The sequence below is a fragment of the Vibrio sp. 10N.239.312.C11 genome (genome assembly GCF_041466065.1).
GTDB lineage: Bacteria > Pseudomonadota > Gammaproteobacteria > Enterobacterales > Vibrionaceae > Vibrio > Vibrio tasmaniensis_A.
The window spans coordinates 1-17,074 of sequence record NZ_JBFSRZ010000008.1; the positions used below are offsets into that span (position 1 = coordinate 1).

A 17,074-nucleotide genomic window follows, 5' to 3' on the forward strand; every position below is an offset into this window, starting at 1 on the left:
GCTGATCAGATCGTAGGTTCTTGATTTAGTTCCATTGAATTACGCAACAAAGCCCAAATGCGTCACGAAGAAATTCCTGATGCGAATGATTAAACACTTTCCATGCTAGTTCAATGCCGATTTCTTATTTTAATCGAAAAATAAAAAACAATGTTCAAAAAAATCTACATTCTATTACATTCGCACGACAGATAATCTAATTGTTATCCAATAGAATTTCTCCAATCAAAATTTTGGGGAATAATGGTATGAAGTACTATCGAAATACGTTGCTAGCGTTACCTTTGGCTCTCTTGGCTGGCTGTAATTCAAGTTCAAACACGGGACAATCAACCACCATTTCGCAAAAGGAACCGAAGGCTGACTACGTATTTTCTTCAGCTAAACTTGGTGAGTTGTATCAAGAGAGGCAAGAGCTCCAAGAAGAGGCTATGAAGCTCTCTTACGATGGTATTTTGTATGAAAAAATTCAGTTTGCTGAAGACATTAGTGATAAGCAAAAAGTGATTAGGCTTTTGGATGGCTTAGGTCAAAGTGTTGATCTGTACTTTCCTGAAGCTGGGTTTGATAGTTGTGGTATTTATACAGAGAGCAAGGGCTTGGATCTATTTGATTGTGATGCAGCACAACGCTTTACTTCTAGTGATACTACGTCAATAAAAGCAATGACGAAGGATAAAAAAGTCTCCGTTAATCTTGAATACCAAAACGAGTTGTCGCAATACGTGACGAGCCTAGGTTCGACGATTCTGAGTAAATCCAAAAATGGTAATAAAGTCACCATTACCACATCGTTTGCCTTCAACGCTTTTTACCGCGATGTGCTCAACGAAACTGGCGCTGTTGAACGGATTACTTCCACTCTAGGCGCATCAACCTATTCTCAGCTTTTTGATATCGTGAAGTTATACCGAGGCAGTGAGATGACGTTGAAGTTCACCAACCATATTGGCGGTAGTGCTGATGACGAAATCAACATGTACACCGGGCGTATGATCAATAACAACAAGATGACGACGGTTGTGACTCCAACGGGTTCGGTTTTTTCGGGTGGTACGGATCTATTTGCTGCTGGCAACCCACGCATATTGCAACGCGCTGATACTACCAAGGTCATTGAACTGAATAAACAGGTGGGTGTGCATAGTTGGGCTGAAGGGAATAAAACGGCCAAAGAATTCCCATACACCAATGAGAGTCATCGTCAGCAAGCGACCTATTTTAAAAAGGTGATGGGAGAAAAAGGGATAGACTTCTATATCTTCACTTTAGATTCTGCCCCGGCTTCCGGTGAACACTGGATGACCAAAGCAGACTCTGATAAGTACGGTTTTATTACTCGTATTGAGTAGTCAAAGAAAGTAACAATAACGACTCCGCAAAGGTTGGTGATGGCTCTGTCATTATCGGCCTTTTTTTGTTCATGTCTTGATTCGTTACTTTGTTGAGTGCAGATTTCCTAGTCTTAAATTTCAGTATTAAGACTCATTGATACTACCTTTCAACTTCCCCCAAAAAAGTGTCTACACGTATTCCTACTGATTTATTTTTTGCTCTTCCTAAGCAAAACTTTTGACCCGTAACCATCATACCTCAAACCTTTAATGATTCTATTTAGTGGTCTAAATGATATTTAAAGCATTGTTTTAAAATGATTTATTCTATTTTGAATGCTGTATTGTTACGGGTTTGTTTTAAATAATCATTTGAACCCTAACTAAATTTCTGTCATTTTATATTTAACTGAACGTTCAATATAAAATAAAAGGACTAAGAAATGCCCAAGGTTGGGATGCCTGATATACGTAAACCACAGCTTGTTCAAGCCACCATGACGGTGATTGATCGAGTGGGTTTGCATGCCGCGAGTATTGCGTTGATCAGCAAAGAAGCGGGAGTCTCCACTGGCATTATTAATCACTATTTTGGTGGAAAGCATGGGCTGCTCGAAGAGACCATGCGAGAAATACTGCGCCAACTTTCGAATACCGTAACAACAGAATTAAAAGCGCTCCCTGCTGATGCTCACCAGCAAAGGATCAACGCTATCATCAACGGTAATTTCGAAGGCTATCAAGCGGAAAATAAAGTGTCGAAAACATGGCTCGCATTCTGGTCTTATTCGATGCATGACGCTCAACTCAAGCGCCTTCAGCGCGTGAATGAAAAGCGTTTGATTTCTCACTTACTTATTGAATTGAAGTCGATTTTTCAACCTGATCAAGCGGAATTGATCGCACACGGCATCGCATCATTAATTGATGGCATCTGGCTGAGAGGGACGCTCAATCCTGAAGGCATTAACGCCGACAAAGCTCGTGCAATCATCAATGACTACTTAGACAAGCAACTTACGTTTTACTCGTGTCAGCGTGATCAATGAGTCGTCAAAAATTCTAGTGAGTGAGCTCAAAAGGCTCGCTCTCAACAACGATATGCATTCACAAATACATAGACCGATAGAGTCTAACAACAATAATTAAGTCAGAAGATCAAATGGAAATGAACTCGTTATACATCGATGGTAAAGCGGTTGACGCTACCTCAGGCGAAACTTTCGTCAGCATTAACCCTGCAAACGGCGAACCTATCGCAACGCTTGGCCAAGCTTCTTCAGCTGACGTTGAAAATGCGATTGAATCGGCGAAGCGCGGATTTGCGGTATGGTCAGCAATGACAGCCGTAGAACGCAGTCGTATTCTTTTAAAGGCGGTAGAGATACTTAGATCTCGAAATAATGACCTTGCGAACCTTGAGGTTGTCGATACGGGCAAGCCGTTACAAGAAGCGATCGAAGTCGATGTGGCTTCTGGCGCTGACGTTATTGAGTATTTCGCAGGGCTAGCACCTACGCTGCAAGGCGATCAACAACCTCTTAGTGAATCTCAATTTTTCTACACACGCCGTGAACCGCTAGGTATCTGTGCGGGCATTGGCGCGTGGAACTACCCTATCCAAATCGCAATGTGGAAATCGGCTCCAGCACTCGCTGCGGGTAACGCGATGATTTTCAAGCCTTCAGAAGAAACGCCGCTAACGGCACTTAAGCTTGCTGAAATCTTCACAGAAGCTGGCCTTCCTGATGGCGTGTTTAACGTAGTTCAGGGCGATTACCGTGTCGGCCAAATGCTCACGGCGCACCCAGACATCTCTAAAGTGTCGTTCACAGGCGAAACTGGTACGGGCAAAGCGGTAATGTCAGACAGTGCTAAAACACTCAAGTCTGTAACGATGGAGCTCGGCGGTAAATCACCAATGATCATCTTTGATGATGCGAAATTGGACGATGCGGTGTCGGCTTCAATGGTCGCTAATTTCTACACCCAAGGCGAAGTGTGCACTAACGGTACTCGCGTTTACGTTCATGAAAATATCTACAACGATTTCATCGACCAACTTAAAACACGCACTGAAAAGCTCATCATTGGTAACCCAATGGACATGGAGACTCAGATCGGCGCGTTGATTTCTAAAGAACACCTTTCAAAAGTCCTTGAAGCAATTGAACTGGCTAAACAGTCTGGCGCTACATTGCTGACTGGCGGTTATCAAGTGACGGATAACGGCTTAGCAAACGGCAACTTTGTTATTCCTACGGTATTCACCGATTGCCATGATGACATGCCTCACGTTCAGCAAGAGATCTTCGGCCCTGTAATGTCAGTGTTGAAGTTTACGGACGAAGACGATGTGATTCGTCGTGCTAACGATACTAAGTACGGCCTTGCTGCTGGCGTATTCACGCAAAACCTTTCTCGCGCTCACCGTGTTATTCATCAAATGCAGGCGGGTATTTGTTGGGTTAATACATGGGGTGACTCACCTGCAGAAATGCCTGTTGGTGGCTACAAACTTTCAGGGGTTGGCCGCGAAAACGGGCCAGAGACTCTACTCCACTATACGCAGACTAAGAGCATTCTTATTGAACTTGGCGACTACGCCAGCCCTTATGCCTAACGCGTAACACTCAATTTTATGGGTTAGCTTAACAGAGCTAACCCTACTGACTCATCTCAGGGAAATCAAAACATGGAACAACGCTACGATTATATTATCGTCGGCGCGGGTTCGGCCGGCTGTGTGTTAGCGGATAGGCTAACGGAAAGCGGTGAACATAGCGTTTTATTATTGGAAGCGGGTGGTACGGATAAGAGTATTTTTATCCAAATGCCGACTGCGCTTTCTTACCCGATGAATACTGAAAAGTACGCTTGGCAATTTGAGACCCAACAAGAACCGGGCCTTGATGGACGTGAACTGCATTGTCCACGCGGCAAGGTGTTGGGTGGCAGCTCATCGATCAACGGCATGGTTTACGTTCGTGGCCACGCATGTGACTTTGACCAATGGGAAGAAGAGGGCGCTGCTGGTTGGAATTACCAAGCTTGCTTGCCCTACTTCCGTCGTGCTGAATCGTGGAATAAAGGTGGTGACGAATATCGTGGCGACAATGGCCCAGTCGGCACTTGTAACGGTAACGATATGGAGCTCAACCCGCTTTACCAAGCATTCATTGATGCAGGTAAAGATGCCGGTTACCCAGAAACGCAAGATTACAACGGCTACCAGCAAGAAGGCTTCGGTACCATGCATATGACGGTGGACAAAGGTGTTAGAGCCTCAACCTCTAACGCTTATCTACGTCGTGCATTGAAGCGTTCAAACCTTACCTTGAAAAAAGGCATCGTGGCGCGTCGTTTCTTACTTGAAGCACAAGACTCAGAAGGTCAATCAGGCTTGAAAGCGGTTGGTGTCGAGTTTGAAAAGTCAGGCAATACCCAAGTGGCAGTGGCGAACAAAGAAGTGATCTCTTCTGCGGGATCTATTGGCTCGGTTCAACTGCTGCAACTTTCTGGTATCGGCCCGAAAGCGGTGCTTGAAAAGGCGGGTGTTGAGCTTAAACACGAACTCAGTGGCGTCGGTGAAAACCTACAAGATCACTTAGAAGTGTACTTCCAATATCACTGTAACGAACCTATCACGCTCAACAGCAAGTTGGGCTTAGTCAGCAAAGGCATGATTGGCGCGGAATGGATTCTGACTCGCAAAGGTTTGGGTGCTACTAATCACTTTGAATCGTGTGCGTTTATTCGCTCTCGCAAAGGATTGAAGTGGCCAAACATTCAATACCACTTCCTGCCAGCAGCGATGCGTTACGACGGGCAAGCGGCCTTTGATGGTCACGGTTTCCAAGTTCATGTTGGGCCTAATAAGCCAGAAAGTCGTGGTACGGTAGCGATCACTTCTGCTGACCCACATGCCAAGCCAGAGATCATTTTCAACTACATCTCGACCGAACAAGATCGCCAAGATTGGCGCGATTGTATTCGTCTGACGCGTGAGATTTTGTCGCAACCTGCGATGGATGTTTACCGTGGTGAAGAGATTCAGCCGGGTCTAAGCATTACCTCCGATGAAGCAATTGACGAATGGGTTAAGCAGAACGTTGAAAGTGCATATCACCCTTCTTGTGGCTGCAAAATGGGTTCAGATAACGACCCAATGGCGGTACTTGATGAAGAGTGTCGTGTTCGTGGTATTGATAATCTGCGCGTTGTCGACTCGTCTGTTTTCCCTGTTATTCCAAACGGCAACCTTAACGCACCGACCATCATGGTAGCTGAGCGTGCCTCGGATCTGATTCTGGGCAAGCCCGTTCTAAAAGAGCAAAACGTTCCGGTCTGGATAGCACCGGAATGGGAAGAAACACAAAGAATCAATAAGCCAGTACGAGAAGCGTAAGCGTCTGTTATTGGTTAAAAAACAGCAAAAGCAGCAAAGAATAAAAACAACAAGTAACAAGCAAAAAATAACAAAACTAATTAGTCAAAAGTCAGAAGAACTGCTCTCTATCGGTGTTGATATCGAGCAGAAAAAGGAAAGATAAAAAGGAACCATTATGACGACTCTAAATATTCAGAACATGACCACGAAAACGTTAACAGCACTAGCCATCAGTTCATTTGCATTTGGTGCTAACGCTTCTATTGAACCACAGCAATGTGAAAACGTTCGTTTCGCTGATGTAGGCTGGACTGACATTACTGCAACAACCGCCGTTACTTCTGAACTATTAAAAGGCCTTGGTTACAAAACCAAAACCGACCTACTTTCAGTACCGGTGACTTACTCTTCAATGGCGAACGGCGATATTGATGTATTCCTAGGTAACTGGATGCCAACCATGGAAGGCGATATTGCTAAGTACCGTGAAGCGGGCACGGTTGAAACCGTTCGTGCCAACCTTGAAGGCGCAAAATACACACTAGCTGTACCAAAATATGTGTACGACTCTGGCGTAAAAAGCTTCGCAGACCTAGCAAAACATGCCGACAAATTTAAAGACCGCATCTACGGCATCGAGCCGGGTAACGACGGTAACCGCCTAATCCAATCAATGATTGATTCTGACGCGTTTGGCTTGAAAGATTTCAGCCTAGTGGAATCAAGTGAAGCGGGCATGGTATCGCAAGTATCTCGCGCTGCTCGTCGTAGCCAGTGGATCGTTTACCTTGGTTGGGCACCGCACCCAATGAACAGCAATGTTGAGATGGAATATCTATCAGGTGGTGACGACTTCTTCGGCCCTAACTACGGTGGCGCGAATGTTTACACTAACGTTCGTTCAAACTACCTGTCTGAGTGTGCAAACGTCGGTCAACTTCTACAAAACCTAGAATTCACTCTAGAGATGGAAAACCAGTTGATGGAAGAGATTCTTAACCAAAAAGTGAAGCCAGAAAAAGCAGCTCAACAATGGTTGAACAAGAACCCTCAACAAGTTGAAGCTTGGTTAGACAACGTAAAAACGCATAAAGGTGAATCAGCGACTCAAGCGGTTACTGAATACCTAAAACAAGTTAAAGCTTAGTTCTACCTATCTCAACAGCTACATAAATAATAAAGGTGGGCTTGCCAATTTATCGATTGGTTTGAAGTAGCCCACCCTTAATAAAAGGCAATATTGTGAATTTTATTACGGAAAACAAAATCCCTGTCGGACAATGGATGGAAGCGGGTGTTGATTGGCTAACAATCAATGCAGCAGGATTCTTTGACGCTATTTCGATTTTTCTAGAAACCGTCATTATGTTTTTAGTCGATGTATTTAAGTGGATGCCGCCTGCACTGCCAATCGTGATGACTGCTGCGATTGCATGGTACTTACACCGTAAACCTTCGCTAGTGATCTTTGTGGTCGCGGCACTGCTGACTATTCTTAACCTCGGCTACTGGCAAGAAATGCTGGAAACCTTTGTTCTCGTCTTTGCGGCGACAACGATTTCCGTATTAATTGGCGTACCGGTTGGCATCATGGCAGCGCATCGTCCTTGGCTTTATACAGTTTTGCGTCCAATCCTTGATTTGATGCAGACAGTCCCAACTTTCGTTTATCTGATTCCTACTCTGGTTCTATTCGGCTTGGGCATCGTTCCTGGCTTAATCTCGACCATTATTTTCGCGATAGCTGCACCGATTCGTTTGACCTACTTAGGCGTCACCAAAGTGCCTGAAGAGTTGATTGAAGCGGGTAAAGCCTTTGGTGCCAGTCGCATGAAATTGCTGATGAAGGTCGAATTACCGGCGGCTTTACCAAGCATTATGGCGGGTGTAACCCAATGTATTATGTTGTCGCTTTCGATGGTGGTTATCGCCGCACTTGTCGGTGCTGACGGACTTGGTAAACCTGTTGTTCGTGCATTGAACACAGTGAACATCTCACAAGGTTTTGAAGCTGGATTAGCGATTGTATTAGTCGCAATCATCCTTGACCGCTTGTGCAAAACACCAAACCAGAAGGAAGCTTAATCATGTCTAACTCTCAGGAAAAAAAGACAATGGACGCGATTACCATTAAGAATCTCGATGTTGTGTTTGGTAATAAATCGAAACAAGCGCTTGAGCTACTCGACCAAGGTAAAACTCGCCAAGAGATCATTGATGAGACTGGCCAAGTGGTTGGCGTAGACAATGTGTCGCTGACCGTTGAAGAAGGCGAGATTTGTGTGCTGATGGGGTTGTCTGGTTCTGGTAAATCATCTTTGCTTCGCGCAGTTAACGGCCTGAATGAGATCAGCCGTGGCTCATTGGCGATCAAAGATGGAGACAAGCTGGTTGATTTCGGTGAACAGTGCGACGAAGCGACTCTGCGTCATCTTCGTACTCACCGCGTCTCTATGGTGTTCCAAAAGTTTGCCCTAATGCCTTGGTTAAACGTGTTAGATAACGTGGCGTTTGGTCTAGAAATGCAAGGCGTAGCCAAAGATGTTCGTCGTGCTAAAGCGCGTGAACAACTTGAAATGGTGGGTTTGGCAGAGTGGGAAACCAAGTATCCGCATGAGCTTTCTGGCGGTATGCAGCAACGTGTTGGTCTAGCGCGTGCCTTTGCGATGGATACCGACATTCTTCTTATGGATGAACCGTTTTCAGCGCTTGATCCGCTGATTCGTGCGCAGTTGCAAGATGAGCTAATTTTATTGCAAAACAAGCTTAACAAAACGATTTTGTTCGTGAGTCATGATTTAGACGAAGCGCTGAAGATTGGTAATAACATTGCGATCATGGAGTCAGGCAAACTGATTCAACACGGTAAGCCTGAAGAGATCGTACTCACACCAAAAACGGAATATGTGAAAGATTTTGTCGCACACACTAACCCGTTGAACGTATTGAAAGGTCGTTCGTTGATGCAGCCACTGGATTCTTTGAAACAAGAAGATGAAAGTTGGAAGATCTGTGACTCTAAAGACTTATGGATTGAGCAGAGTGAAGGTACTTTGTCTGTAAAAGGTGAATCGACTTTAGCGCTTGTTGAGTGGAACGAATCCGACGATTTAACGGCAATCAGCGCGTCGAGTGTTGTAGTGGCAAGTCCAGAGATTGGCATGCGCGATGCGATTAAACTGAAACAGCTAAGTAATCACCCGATTTTGCTAGTGGAAGACAATAAACTGGTCGGTATTTTGGATAACAGTGAATTTTATAATGCGCTAACGGGTAACTTTCAGATGAATACCGCTGCGTAAAATTTCGTTTTTCAGCTTAGCTATTGAGGCTGGTTTTTTATTGGGTGGAGAGGGTTAAATCTCTCTATCTCTATGATTATTAAAATATATTATTCTTTGAGTTTGTATTCTCTGACTCATTATTTTTGTCTTCATTGAAGCTTTGATTCCCCCTTCATTAGGCAAAAGTGCCGTACCACGCAAGTTTAGTGGTATAGAAAAGATTGAGAATAGTATTAACATCAGTACAATGCGGAAAAATCAATGAAGTAAATTATCAATTTACAGTGTAATTCGAGCGATCCTAAGCTGTTCAGTTTGGAAAATCTCATCGCCACGACACTGTAAAGTCACTCACAGTATATTAGTACAAAGGTCTGCATCTTGGATAAACATGACGAAATCTTGGTCGCTATTCGCCAAATTATTCGCGCTATCGATTTACACTCGAAAAAGCTGAGTAAGGAGTATGGTTTGACGGGCCCTCAATTGATTTTAATGCGCGCAATCCAAGAGATGGGTAATGTGACGATCAAAGAATTGTCTAATCAGACCAATGTAAGCCAAGCAACGACAACGACGATCATCGATCGCTTGGAATTGAACGGCTATGTACAACGTGTTCGCAGCTCGTCAGATCGCCGAAAAGTACACGCAAATCTGACTGAAAAAGGTCAAGAGCTACTTAACAATGCGCCACCACCGCTACAAGATAACTTCGTTAAAAAATTCCAAAATTTAGAAGCATGGGAGCAAAGCCTACTACTTTCTTCGATGCAACGCGTGTCTGCAATGATGAACGCCGAAGACATCGACGCAGCTCCAGTTCTACAGCTTGAAGGCATTGCAAACGTCGTCAAGAGCTAACGTAGTTTTAAATTGTCTAGCTAAGAAAAAGTTTAAAGAGTTATAAAATGGTCGCATCAAGCGGCCATTTTTTGCTCTTGGCCTCCCAATTTTTCTGACTTTACTAATAAAAATCATCTTTTAGTTGTAGCCTATCGATATAAGCTAAGGTTTTCGAAAGACTAAGTATCAAGCGAAGGTATCTATATAGGCTATGGCATCAAGTTTATGCTGACATATGATGATCTTCTCGTTGTGTCTAATCTCCCCCCTTCTAAGCGACAAAACTTTTTTCAAGATAAGCGCATGCCATAAAACGAAAATAACAACCTTAAATGGCTCGTTTGGTGCCTTAAAATGGCCAAAACAGGGTGTTTTAAGTTGCTGTTTTTGTTGGTTTTTAATTTGATGTTTTCTTAAGATCACAATGGTAGTCTTAGCTTGATTTCTTTAGGGGGCTAAATGGATACCAATAACAGCACTTATCATCAGCACAGTTTTGCTCAGCAAGATCTATCAGAGCTTACATTTACGGCCTGTACGTTTATCCGTTGTGATTTCAGACGTTCGAACTTACGTGATGCAACGTTTATTAACTGTAAGTTTATTGAACAAGGCGATATTGAGGGATGCCACTTTGATATTGCCGATTTACGAGACGCAAGTTTCCAGAATTGCCAGTTGGCGATGGCGAACTTTAGTAATGCGAATTGCTATGGGATTGAGCTGCGTGAATGCGATTTAAAAGGAGCGAATTTTACTCGTGCTAACTTTGCCAATCAAGTAAGTAATAGGATGTACTTTTGCTCTGCATATATTACGGGCTGTAACCTGTCATATGCCAACTTGGAGCAGGCCTGCTTGGAAAAGTGTGAGTTGTTTGAAAACCGCTGGATAGGGACTTACCTTGGCGGTGCGTCACTGAAAGAGTCTGATCTAAGCCGAGGCGTGTTCTCCGAAGATGTATGGGGGCAATTCAGTATGCAGGGGGCTAACTTGTGTCATGCGGAATTAGAAGGGTTAGACCCTCGCAAAGTGGATACGACAGGGATTAAGATTGTCGCTTGGCAACAAGAGCAGTTGCTTGAAACCATGGGTATTGTTGTGATGCCTGATTGATTTTCTAATTCTGCATATAACGCTGTAAAACTCGGTTGTCGTATCACTCGGTCGTAATTAACCACAGCAGTTAGAAGAAAAGCCCAAAGTTAATAACTTTGGGCTTTTCCGTATTTGGCCGCATGCATTTTATAATGAAGTTTAGAAAAGAGAATGCTTGGCGAATATTGAGTTGATTAGTGCATCCCTGAACGCATTTTGTCAGCAAGTGCAAAGAAGACAAACAGCACGAAACACACTAGCGCAGCACACAATGAAACTAAGATCGTCGTTGCGTCTTTTGATATCAATGGAATTGCGATAGAAGCAACCGCTACTAACATAACAAAGACATGAACGATTCGTCCGATAATTGGATTTTTATGACAGAATGAGGCCCAACGATAACGCATTTTTAACACCAGTATAATATTAGTCTTTTTATTCTATTTTACTAGTGAGCACTTTGTAAATTACTTTTCATTGCAGGGTACGGTAAATGTGATTAAAGCAAAATCAATATAAAACTAGTTAAGTAACAGTGCATTATATGACAACCACTAGATATATGAGTGTGGTGGCATTTCGTACTCTTCAGGGAGTGATTATTGATAACAGTTCTATTGCTTATTGTTATCTGCCTCGTCAATGTTATTGAAATTAACATTGATATCTACGTGGTAATTAATTTTATGTTATTTATCAAAGCGACTCCTCAAACTGAGAGCGAAGTAATCTTGTGAGTCTTTCTGTTTGATATACTCAGTGTTCATTCGATTAAGATGATGGAGATGATATGTCGAAAACCGCGAAGATCATTAATGAAGATAAATTGCTTAAGAAAGCTCTGGAAGTCGGTTCTAAAATGGCAAAGTTACAAGGCTTTGATTTGCCACACTCATCTCAACCTATAAAAGTTAAGGCTGTGTACTTGTTTCTTGTTGGAGTTAATCAGATCACGCCTTTACCTGAAAGTAAGCTTGATGGCGCGAATATTAAGAAGCGTTTAGCATTATGGATACACAAGGCTCTGCCTGATAATGATCCCCTGAAGTAATTCGCGATTAACTCAGTGATTCGAATTTGTTTCTTTTGATTGCCAATTTATGTTTACTTGAAAAACCTAGCTATCTCACGCTAGGTTTTTTTGTTTTAGGTATCTGCGTTTCAATATTAGAGCCTAAGTCATCTCTTTTTAGAGCGTCACTGTTTACCTTATTCAGTATTGGAGTCGTCGATATTTTTGCTGATTCCTATCCTTCCTACTCAGGCACTTGAACGCTGTATTTTATGAATTGCACTAACGATTTCCTTTCGTCTATTCCCTTCAAGACTCTCAAATTTATACCGACCCAATAAATACATTAGAACTCAAAGTATTATTTAATACATATAATACTTGTTCAAGTGTGATGTGCGTCGCTAAAATTTGATTTTTAGCGCTATGTGTTGATCTTTGTGTATGGGAAATGCTCATAATTAAAAGGAATTTAATTAGAGTTCAAAGGAAATGTCTCGGTATGATTACGTCAGCGCCTTGGATATTGTATCCAGAGGTTGTAGAAAAGATGATTGAAAAATGGAATTTTCGTGAGCCAGAAGTTTCGGATGGCAACAACATTTATCAATTAATTTCAGAGTGCCCCCCATTAGATACTAACTCTTCATATTGCAATTTCTTGCAGTCTACTCACTTTAGTAAAACTTGTATTTTAGTGGAGCATGAAGGTGACCTTGCTGGCTTTATTTCTAGTTATCAAAAACCCAGTGAGCCCAATGTTCTCTTTATTTGGCAAGTGGCGGTGGCGCCTAAGTTTAGAGGCAATGCTTTAGCCTACAAGATGCTGAACACCTTACTTAAACGAGAGGGTCTAAAGAGCATTGAAGCGATAGAAACGACTATCACTGAATCAAACCAAGCGTCTTGGGCATTGTTCAAAAAGCTGGACGAAAAAAACGGTAACACCGGGAAAGTGACTACTTTCTTAGATGAAAATCTTCACTTTAACGGGCAGCACGATACCGAATACCTCTATCGAATCCTCCTTAAATAATCAAACACTTATAGGAATTAAATAACGGCATTATCATGGATATTTTTAAAAAGCAGGAATCTAACGTACGTTCATACTCGAATAGTTTTCCAGTCACTTTTAGTAAATCAAAAGGTTGCTGGCTTGAAACAAAACAAGGTGATCGTTACGTCGATTTTCTTGCTGGAGCAGGATCTCTCAATTACGGTCACAACAATCCAATACTTAAGCAAGCCTTGCTTGATTACATTGAAATGGACGGGATTACGCACGGCTTAGATATGCATTCAGAAGCCAAAGCTGAATTCTTAGAAGCGCTTACTCGCTTAATTCTAGAACCAAGAGATCTCAATTATAAAGTTCAATTTACAGGCCCAACAGGAACTAATGCCGTTGAAGCCGCGATTAAATTGGCTAAAAAAGTGAAAGGCCGAAGTAGCATTGTAGCGTTTACCAATGGTTTTCATGGTTGTACTGCAGGTGCACTGGCTGCTACGGGTAACCAACATCATAGACAAGGCGCGGGCTCAAACCTTAACAACGTTACGCGTTTGCCATTTGAGGGTTACGCTGGCATTGATGGATTAAAATTGTTCGAAACGATGTTAGCTGATAATTCTGCCGGTATGGATAAGCCAGCAGCCGTCTTATTGGAAACGGTTCAAGGTGAAGGTGGATTGAATGTCGCTTCAAATGAGTGGCTACAGCGTTTGAGTAAAATTTGTAAAGCTCACGATATCTTAGTCATTGTCGATGATATCCAAGCGGGTTGTGGTCGAACGGGTACGTTCTTTAGCTTTGAACCATCAGGTATCAAGCCAGATATAGTCACGCTGTCTAAGTCGATAAGTGGTTATGGCTTGCCGATGGCCGTCGTTTTATTAAAGCCTGAATTAGACAAATGGCAGCCGGGAGAACACAACGGCACCTTCCGTGGTAATAACCATGCGTTCGTTACCGCTACGAAAGCGTTAGAAATGTATTGGTCAAATGATGATTTTGAAAATCATATTCAACGTAGCTCAAGCATGGTTGATGATGTCATTCAACGCAATATCAAGCGTTTCCCAGAGCTATTCGTTCAACGCAAGGGACGTGGAATGATGATTGGCATTGAATGTAAAGATGGAAACACGGCTGACGAAATTGCCAAAACGTGTTTTGAAAACGGTATGGTCATTGAAACAGCTGGCCCTAACGATGAAATAGTGAAGTTCTTTTGCCCACTGACGATATCTGAATCGGAACTGATGCAAGGTTTAACCATCTTCGAAGATTCAGTAGAAATTGTAGCAACTAAGTATTTCAAGAAAGTATCGTAATAGGGACAGTAAAATGATTGTTAGAACACTTGATGAATGTCGTAATAGCGAAAGACGTATTGTTTCGGATAATTGGGAAAGTACTCGCATGTTGTTGAAAGATGACAACATGGGTTTTTCATTTCATATCACGACAATTTATGAAGCGACGGAAACACATATTCATTACCAAAACCATTTAGAATCAGTATATTGCATGAGTGGTGAAGGCGAAATTGAAGTGGTTGGTGGTGAGACTTATCCCATCAAACCTGGGACGCTTTATATCCTTGATAAGCACGATGAACACTATTTACGTGCGTATAAAAACAAAGAAATGGTTATGGCGTGTGTATTCAATCCGCCAATTACTGGCGCTGAAGTTCACGATGAAAACGGCGTTTATCCTCTGGTTGATTAACCGACTTTTTCTGGGGTGAAATCTCACCCCAATTTCCATTTATCTAGTCTTTATTGCTTATCTATAACTAAGGTCTTTTATGACATTTACCGTAGAAAAAATCGGCGGTACATCCATGACAGCATTTGATGCTGTGCTCGACAATATTATTCTCCGCCCGAAAAATCCGTACAATCGAATTTTTGTTGTGTCAGCTTATAGCGGGATGACAGATGCACTTTTGGAGTGCAAAAAAACAGGCAAGCCAGGTGTTTATCAATTGATCGCAATGCGTGATGATTCTTGGGAAGAAGCGTTATCTTACATTGAAAGCCGTATGTTGTTGATCAACGAGCATATTTTTGCAGATCCTATGAATCGTGCGCGTGCTGATAAGTTCATCCGGTCGCGTATTTCAGAAGCGAAGAACTGTATTACAAATATCCTTGAAACGTGTCAATACGGTCAGTTTTCATTGAGGCATTACTTGCCTCAGATCCGCGAGTTTCTCTCTTCAATTGGCGAGTCACATAGTGCGTACAATACGGCTCTTAAATTGAAAAATATTGGTATTAATTCAACCTTTGTTGACCTTTCTGGTTGGGATAACAAGACTCCTCAGAGTTTGGACGATACTATCAGAGACGCTTTTTCAGACATAAATGTGGCTGAAGAGCTACCTATAGTGACGGGTTATGCCTATTGCAAACAAGGTTTGATGCATACTTATGACCGTGGTTACAGTGAGATGACGTTTAGCCGTGTCGCGACTATGACTAAGGCATCACTGGCTATTATTCATAAGGAGTATCACTTTAGTTCGGCCGATCCAAAAGTGGTTGGGGTTAGCTCAGTTAAACCAATTGGAGCGACTAATTATGATGTTGCCGATCAGTTAGCAAACCTTGGTATGGAAGCTATTCATTCTAATGCCGCAGCAGGGTTGCGCGAGAGTGGAATCGAACTACAAATAAAGAACACTTTTGAGCCAGAGCATGAAGGTACACTGATTTCTTCAGATTACCGCCCAGACACCAATCAGATAGAGATTATTGCCGGAAAACAGAAAGTATATGCGTTGCATGTATTTGATCAGGGGATGGTCGGTAAGGCTGATAACGTCAGTTATGAACTAATGGAAATTATCGCGGATGCGAGAGTTAATCTTATCGGAAAAGAGATGAATGCTAACTCTATTACGTATTATCTAGGCGGCAGTTCAGAAAGTTTAAATAAGGTGTTTTATAAGGCAGAGAAGCGATATCCGAAAGCATCTATTTCGGGACGTATGGTCGCTATCATTTCGGCGATCGGCTCTCAAATTGACACCAATAAAACGCTAGCGAATGGCGTATTGGCTTTGATGAGCAATAGTGTTACGCCCATTGCGTTACATTCGTCGATGAGAAACGTGAATGTACAATTTGTTGTGAGCGACGATAAGTATCAAGAGGCCATTTGTGCATTACATGAAGAGTTTTTTGAACAAAAGCAAAAGGTCACATCATCAGTGAATGCTGCTTAAATAAAGAGCGGTGAGCCCATCCCATCGACTAACTGAACGTTTGATCTGTAGGGTTGAGACTGCAAAAAATTCTGTGTAAAGGCCATTTTTATGATGGCCTTTTTCGTACCTGCTCGATGACATATTGTGATTTCAGTCCTTATTTTGTAAAACAAGGTTATGAACTTTAAGGTGCGGCATTTAATGTCGGTGTTGTTGTTATTTCACGCGAATAATTCAGGAGCAAGGTATGAGTACTCATCAAATAAAAAATGTGGTATTTGACGTCGGCAATGTGATTGTACGTTGGTCACCGCTAGAAATTACTCGCCTGACTTTCGGGGAACTTGATGATCTGGAAACCCAAGCGCGTTCAATTTTCCAAAGTTCGATTTGGTTGGATTTGAACAAAGGATTCTTGACCGAAAGTGAGGCCAAGCTTCGTTATCAACAAGAACTCGACTTATCCCCGTTAGAGTGCGATCGCCTGTTCTATTACGTTAAGCAAACGCAGATCTTACTGCACGGTTCAGTTGAACTCATCGAGCGTGTAAAGCGATCTGGGTATGGTGTGTACGCGCTTACCGACAACGTAGTCGAGATTGTTGAATACCTAAAATCAACCTACCAATTTTGGCCGTTGTTTGATGGCGCGGCGGTATCCGCTGAATTGGGCATGCTCAAGCCTCAACCTGAAATTTATCATGCTCTACTGTCACAACATGGTCTTGATGCTTCAGATACGGTGTTCATTGATGATATGCCTTGCAACGTAGAGGGGGCGAAAGCTGTAGGTATTACCGGTATCCAGTTTAGTGATGTGTCTCAGTGTGAAAGAGAATTGCTTGCACTGGGTATTGATTTGAATCGTTAACGGATTTGATGAT

Annotated in this window: 16 protein-coding genes; 15 read left to right on the top strand and 1 reads right to left on the bottom strand. The window is 42.6% G+C overall.

Annotated elements, in window-relative coordinates; translation table 11 throughout:
- Nucleotides 1–248 precede the first annotated feature (248 nt).
- From AB6D07_RS05235 to AB6D07_RS05275, 9 genes are all read left to right on the top strand, one after another.
- Nucleotides 249–1,352 carry a hypothetical protein gene (locus AB6D07_RS05235; RefSeq protein WP_009845981.1) on the top strand — a complete coding sequence of 368 codons (1,104 nt, stop codon included), beginning with the start codon at nt 249–251 and terminating at the stop codon, nt 1,350–1,352.
- 425 nt (nt 1,353–1,777) lie between these two features.
- On the top strand, nt 1,778–2,383 hold the full coding sequence (gene betI, locus AB6D07_RS05240) for a transcriptional regulator BetI (RefSeq protein WP_017097225.1): 606 nt from the start codon (nt 1,778–1,780) through the stop codon (nt 2,381–2,383).
- Between the two features lie 113 nt (nt 2,384–2,496).
- The gene (gene betB / locus AB6D07_RS05245; protein ID WP_017102255.1) at nt 2,497–3,957 is read left to right on the top strand and encodes a betaine-aldehyde dehydrogenase; all 1,461 of its coding nucleotides are present in this window, start codon (nt 2,497–2,499) and stop codon (nt 3,955–3,957) included.
- Between the two features lie 72 nt (nt 3,958–4,029).
- Complete coding sequence (betA, locus tag AB6D07_RS05250) at nt 4,030–5,742, top strand: choline dehydrogenase (protein ID WP_017102256.1); 1,713 nt, start codon at nt 4,030–4,032, stop codon at nt 5,740–5,742.
- Nucleotides 5,743–5,899: 157 nt separating this feature from the next.
- Nucleotides 5,900–6,871 (top strand): choline ABC transporter substrate-binding protein, encoded by a 972-nt coding sequence (locus AB6D07_RS05255; RefSeq protein WP_004732435.1) that lies wholly within the window; start codon nt 5,900–5,902, stop codon nt 6,869–6,871.
- Between the two features lie 95 nt (nt 6,872–6,966).
- Nucleotides 6,967–7,809, top strand: a complete 843-nt coding sequence (gene choW, locus AB6D07_RS05260; RefSeq protein ID WP_009845976.1) for a choline ABC transporter permease subunit — start codon at nt 6,967–6,969, stop codon at nt 7,807–7,809.
- Nucleotides 7,810–7,811: 2 nt separating this feature from the next.
- On the top strand, nt 7,812–9,026 hold the full coding sequence (gene choV, locus AB6D07_RS05265) for a choline ABC transporter ATP-binding protein (RefSeq protein WP_017102258.1): 1,215 nt from the start codon (nt 7,812–7,814) through the stop codon (nt 9,024–9,026).
- 363 nt (nt 9,027–9,389) lie between these two features.
- On the top strand, nt 9,390–9,872 hold the full coding sequence (locus tag AB6D07_RS05270; RefSeq protein ID WP_009845974.1) for a MarR family winged helix-turn-helix transcriptional regulator: 483 nt from the start codon (nt 9,390–9,392) through the stop codon (nt 9,870–9,872).
- Nucleotides 9,873–10,313: 441 nt separating this feature from the next.
- Entirely contained in the window at nt 10,314–10,970 is a 657-nt protein-coding gene (locus AB6D07_RS05275) for a Qnr family pentapeptide repeat protein (protein ID WP_012600074.1), read from the top strand.
- A gap of 176 nt (nt 10,971–11,146) precedes the next feature.
- Here the strand turns inward: AB6D07_RS05275 and AB6D07_RS05280 are convergent, their stop codons facing one another.
- Nucleotides 11,147–11,362 (bottom strand): hypothetical protein, encoded by a 216-nt coding sequence (locus tag AB6D07_RS05280; RefSeq protein ID WP_029222792.1) that lies wholly within the window; start codon nt 11,360–11,362, stop codon nt 11,147–11,149.
- A 383-nt stretch (nt 11,363–11,745) separates the two neighbouring features.
- Here AB6D07_RS05280 and AB6D07_RS05285 point away from each other — a divergent pair, with 383 nt between their 5' ends.
- The 6 genes from AB6D07_RS05285 (at nt 11,746) to AB6D07_RS05310 (ending at nt 17,061) form a co-directional block, all read left to right on the top strand.
- A complete protein-coding gene (locus AB6D07_RS05285) occupies nt 11,746–12,006 on the top strand; it encodes a DUF5062 family protein (protein ID WP_009845972.1) in 261 nt (86 codons plus the stop codon).
- Nucleotides 12,007–12,469: 463 nt separating this feature from the next.
- Complete coding sequence (gene ectA, locus AB6D07_RS05290; RefSeq protein ID WP_009845971.1) at nt 12,470–13,003, top strand: diaminobutyrate acetyltransferase; 534 nt, start codon at nt 12,470–12,472, stop codon at nt 13,001–13,003.
- Between the two features lie 35 nt (nt 13,004–13,038).
- Nucleotides 13,039–14,304 carry a diaminobutyrate--2-oxoglutarate transaminase gene (ectB, locus tag AB6D07_RS05295; RefSeq protein WP_017102262.1) on the top strand — a complete coding sequence of 422 codons (1,266 nt, stop codon included), beginning with the start codon at nt 13,039–13,041 and terminating at the stop codon, nt 14,302–14,304.
- Between the two features lie 13 nt (nt 14,305–14,317).
- Nucleotides 14,318–14,704 (top strand): ectoine synthase, encoded by a 387-nt coding sequence (locus AB6D07_RS05300; RefSeq protein ID WP_009845969.1) that lies wholly within the window; start codon nt 14,318–14,320, stop codon nt 14,702–14,704.
- A gap of 79 nt (nt 14,705–14,783) precedes the next feature.
- Nucleotides 14,784–16,208: an aspartate kinase gene (locus AB6D07_RS05305; RefSeq protein WP_017102263.1), complete on the top strand. Its 1,425-nt coding sequence runs from the start codon at nt 14,784–14,786 to the stop codon at nt 16,206–16,208.
- Nucleotides 16,209–16,437: 229 nt separating this feature from the next.
- On the top strand, nt 16,438–17,061 hold the full coding sequence (locus AB6D07_RS05310) for an HAD family phosphatase (RefSeq protein ID WP_017102264.1): 624 nt from the start codon (nt 16,438–16,440) through the stop codon (nt 17,059–17,061).
- The last annotated feature ends 13 nt before the right edge of the window (nt 17,062–17,074 follow it).

Excerpts from the sequence above, each read along its gene's own strand:
- ectA (WP_009845971.1), top strand. The coding sequence starts at position 12,470 with ATGATTACGTCAGCGCCTTGGATATTGTATCCAGAGGTTGTAGAAAAG.
- betI (WP_017097225.1), top strand. The coding sequence starts at position 1,778 with ATGCCCAAGGTTGGGATGCCTGATATACGTAAACCACAGCTTGTTCAA.
- ectB (WP_017102262.1), top strand. The coding sequence starts at position 13,039 with ATGGATATTTTTAAAAAGCAGGAATCTAACGTACGTTCATACTCGAAT.
- AB6D07_RS05275 (WP_012600074.1), top strand. The coding sequence starts at position 10,314 with ATGGATACCAATAACAGCACTTATCATCAGCACAGTTTTGCTCAGCAA.
- betA (WP_017102256.1), top strand. The coding sequence starts at position 4,030 with ATGGAACAACGCTACGATTATATTATCGTCGGCGCGGGTTCGGCCGGC.
- AB6D07_RS05300 (WP_009845969.1), top strand. The coding sequence starts at position 14,318 with ATGATTGTTAGAACACTTGATGAATGTCGTAATAGCGAAAGACGTATT.
- AB6D07_RS05280 (WP_029222792.1), bottom strand. The coding sequence starts at position 11,362 with ATGCGTTATCGTTGGGCCTCATTCTGTCATAAAAATCCAATTATCGGA.
- AB6D07_RS05255 (WP_004732435.1), top strand. The coding sequence starts at position 5,900 with ATGACGACTCTAAATATTCAGAACATGACCACGAAAACGTTAACAGCA.
- AB6D07_RS05305 (WP_017102263.1), top strand. The coding sequence starts at position 14,784 with ATGACATTTACCGTAGAAAAAATCGGCGGTACATCCATGACAGCATTT.
- betB (WP_017102255.1), top strand. The coding sequence starts at position 2,497 with ATGGAAATGAACTCGTTATACATCGATGGTAAAGCGGTTGACGCTACC.
- AB6D07_RS05285 (WP_009845972.1), top strand. The coding sequence starts at position 11,746 with ATGTCGAAAACCGCGAAGATCATTAATGAAGATAAATTGCTTAAGAAA.
- AB6D07_RS05310 (WP_017102264.1), top strand. The coding sequence starts at position 16,438 with ATGAGTACTCATCAAATAAAAAATGTGGTATTTGACGTCGGCAATGTG.
- AB6D07_RS05235 (WP_009845981.1), top strand. The coding sequence starts at position 249 with ATGAAGTACTATCGAAATACGTTGCTAGCGTTACCTTTGGCTCTCTTG.
- choV (WP_017102258.1), top strand. The coding sequence starts at position 7,812 with ATGTCTAACTCTCAGGAAAAAAAGACAATGGACGCGATTACCATTAAG.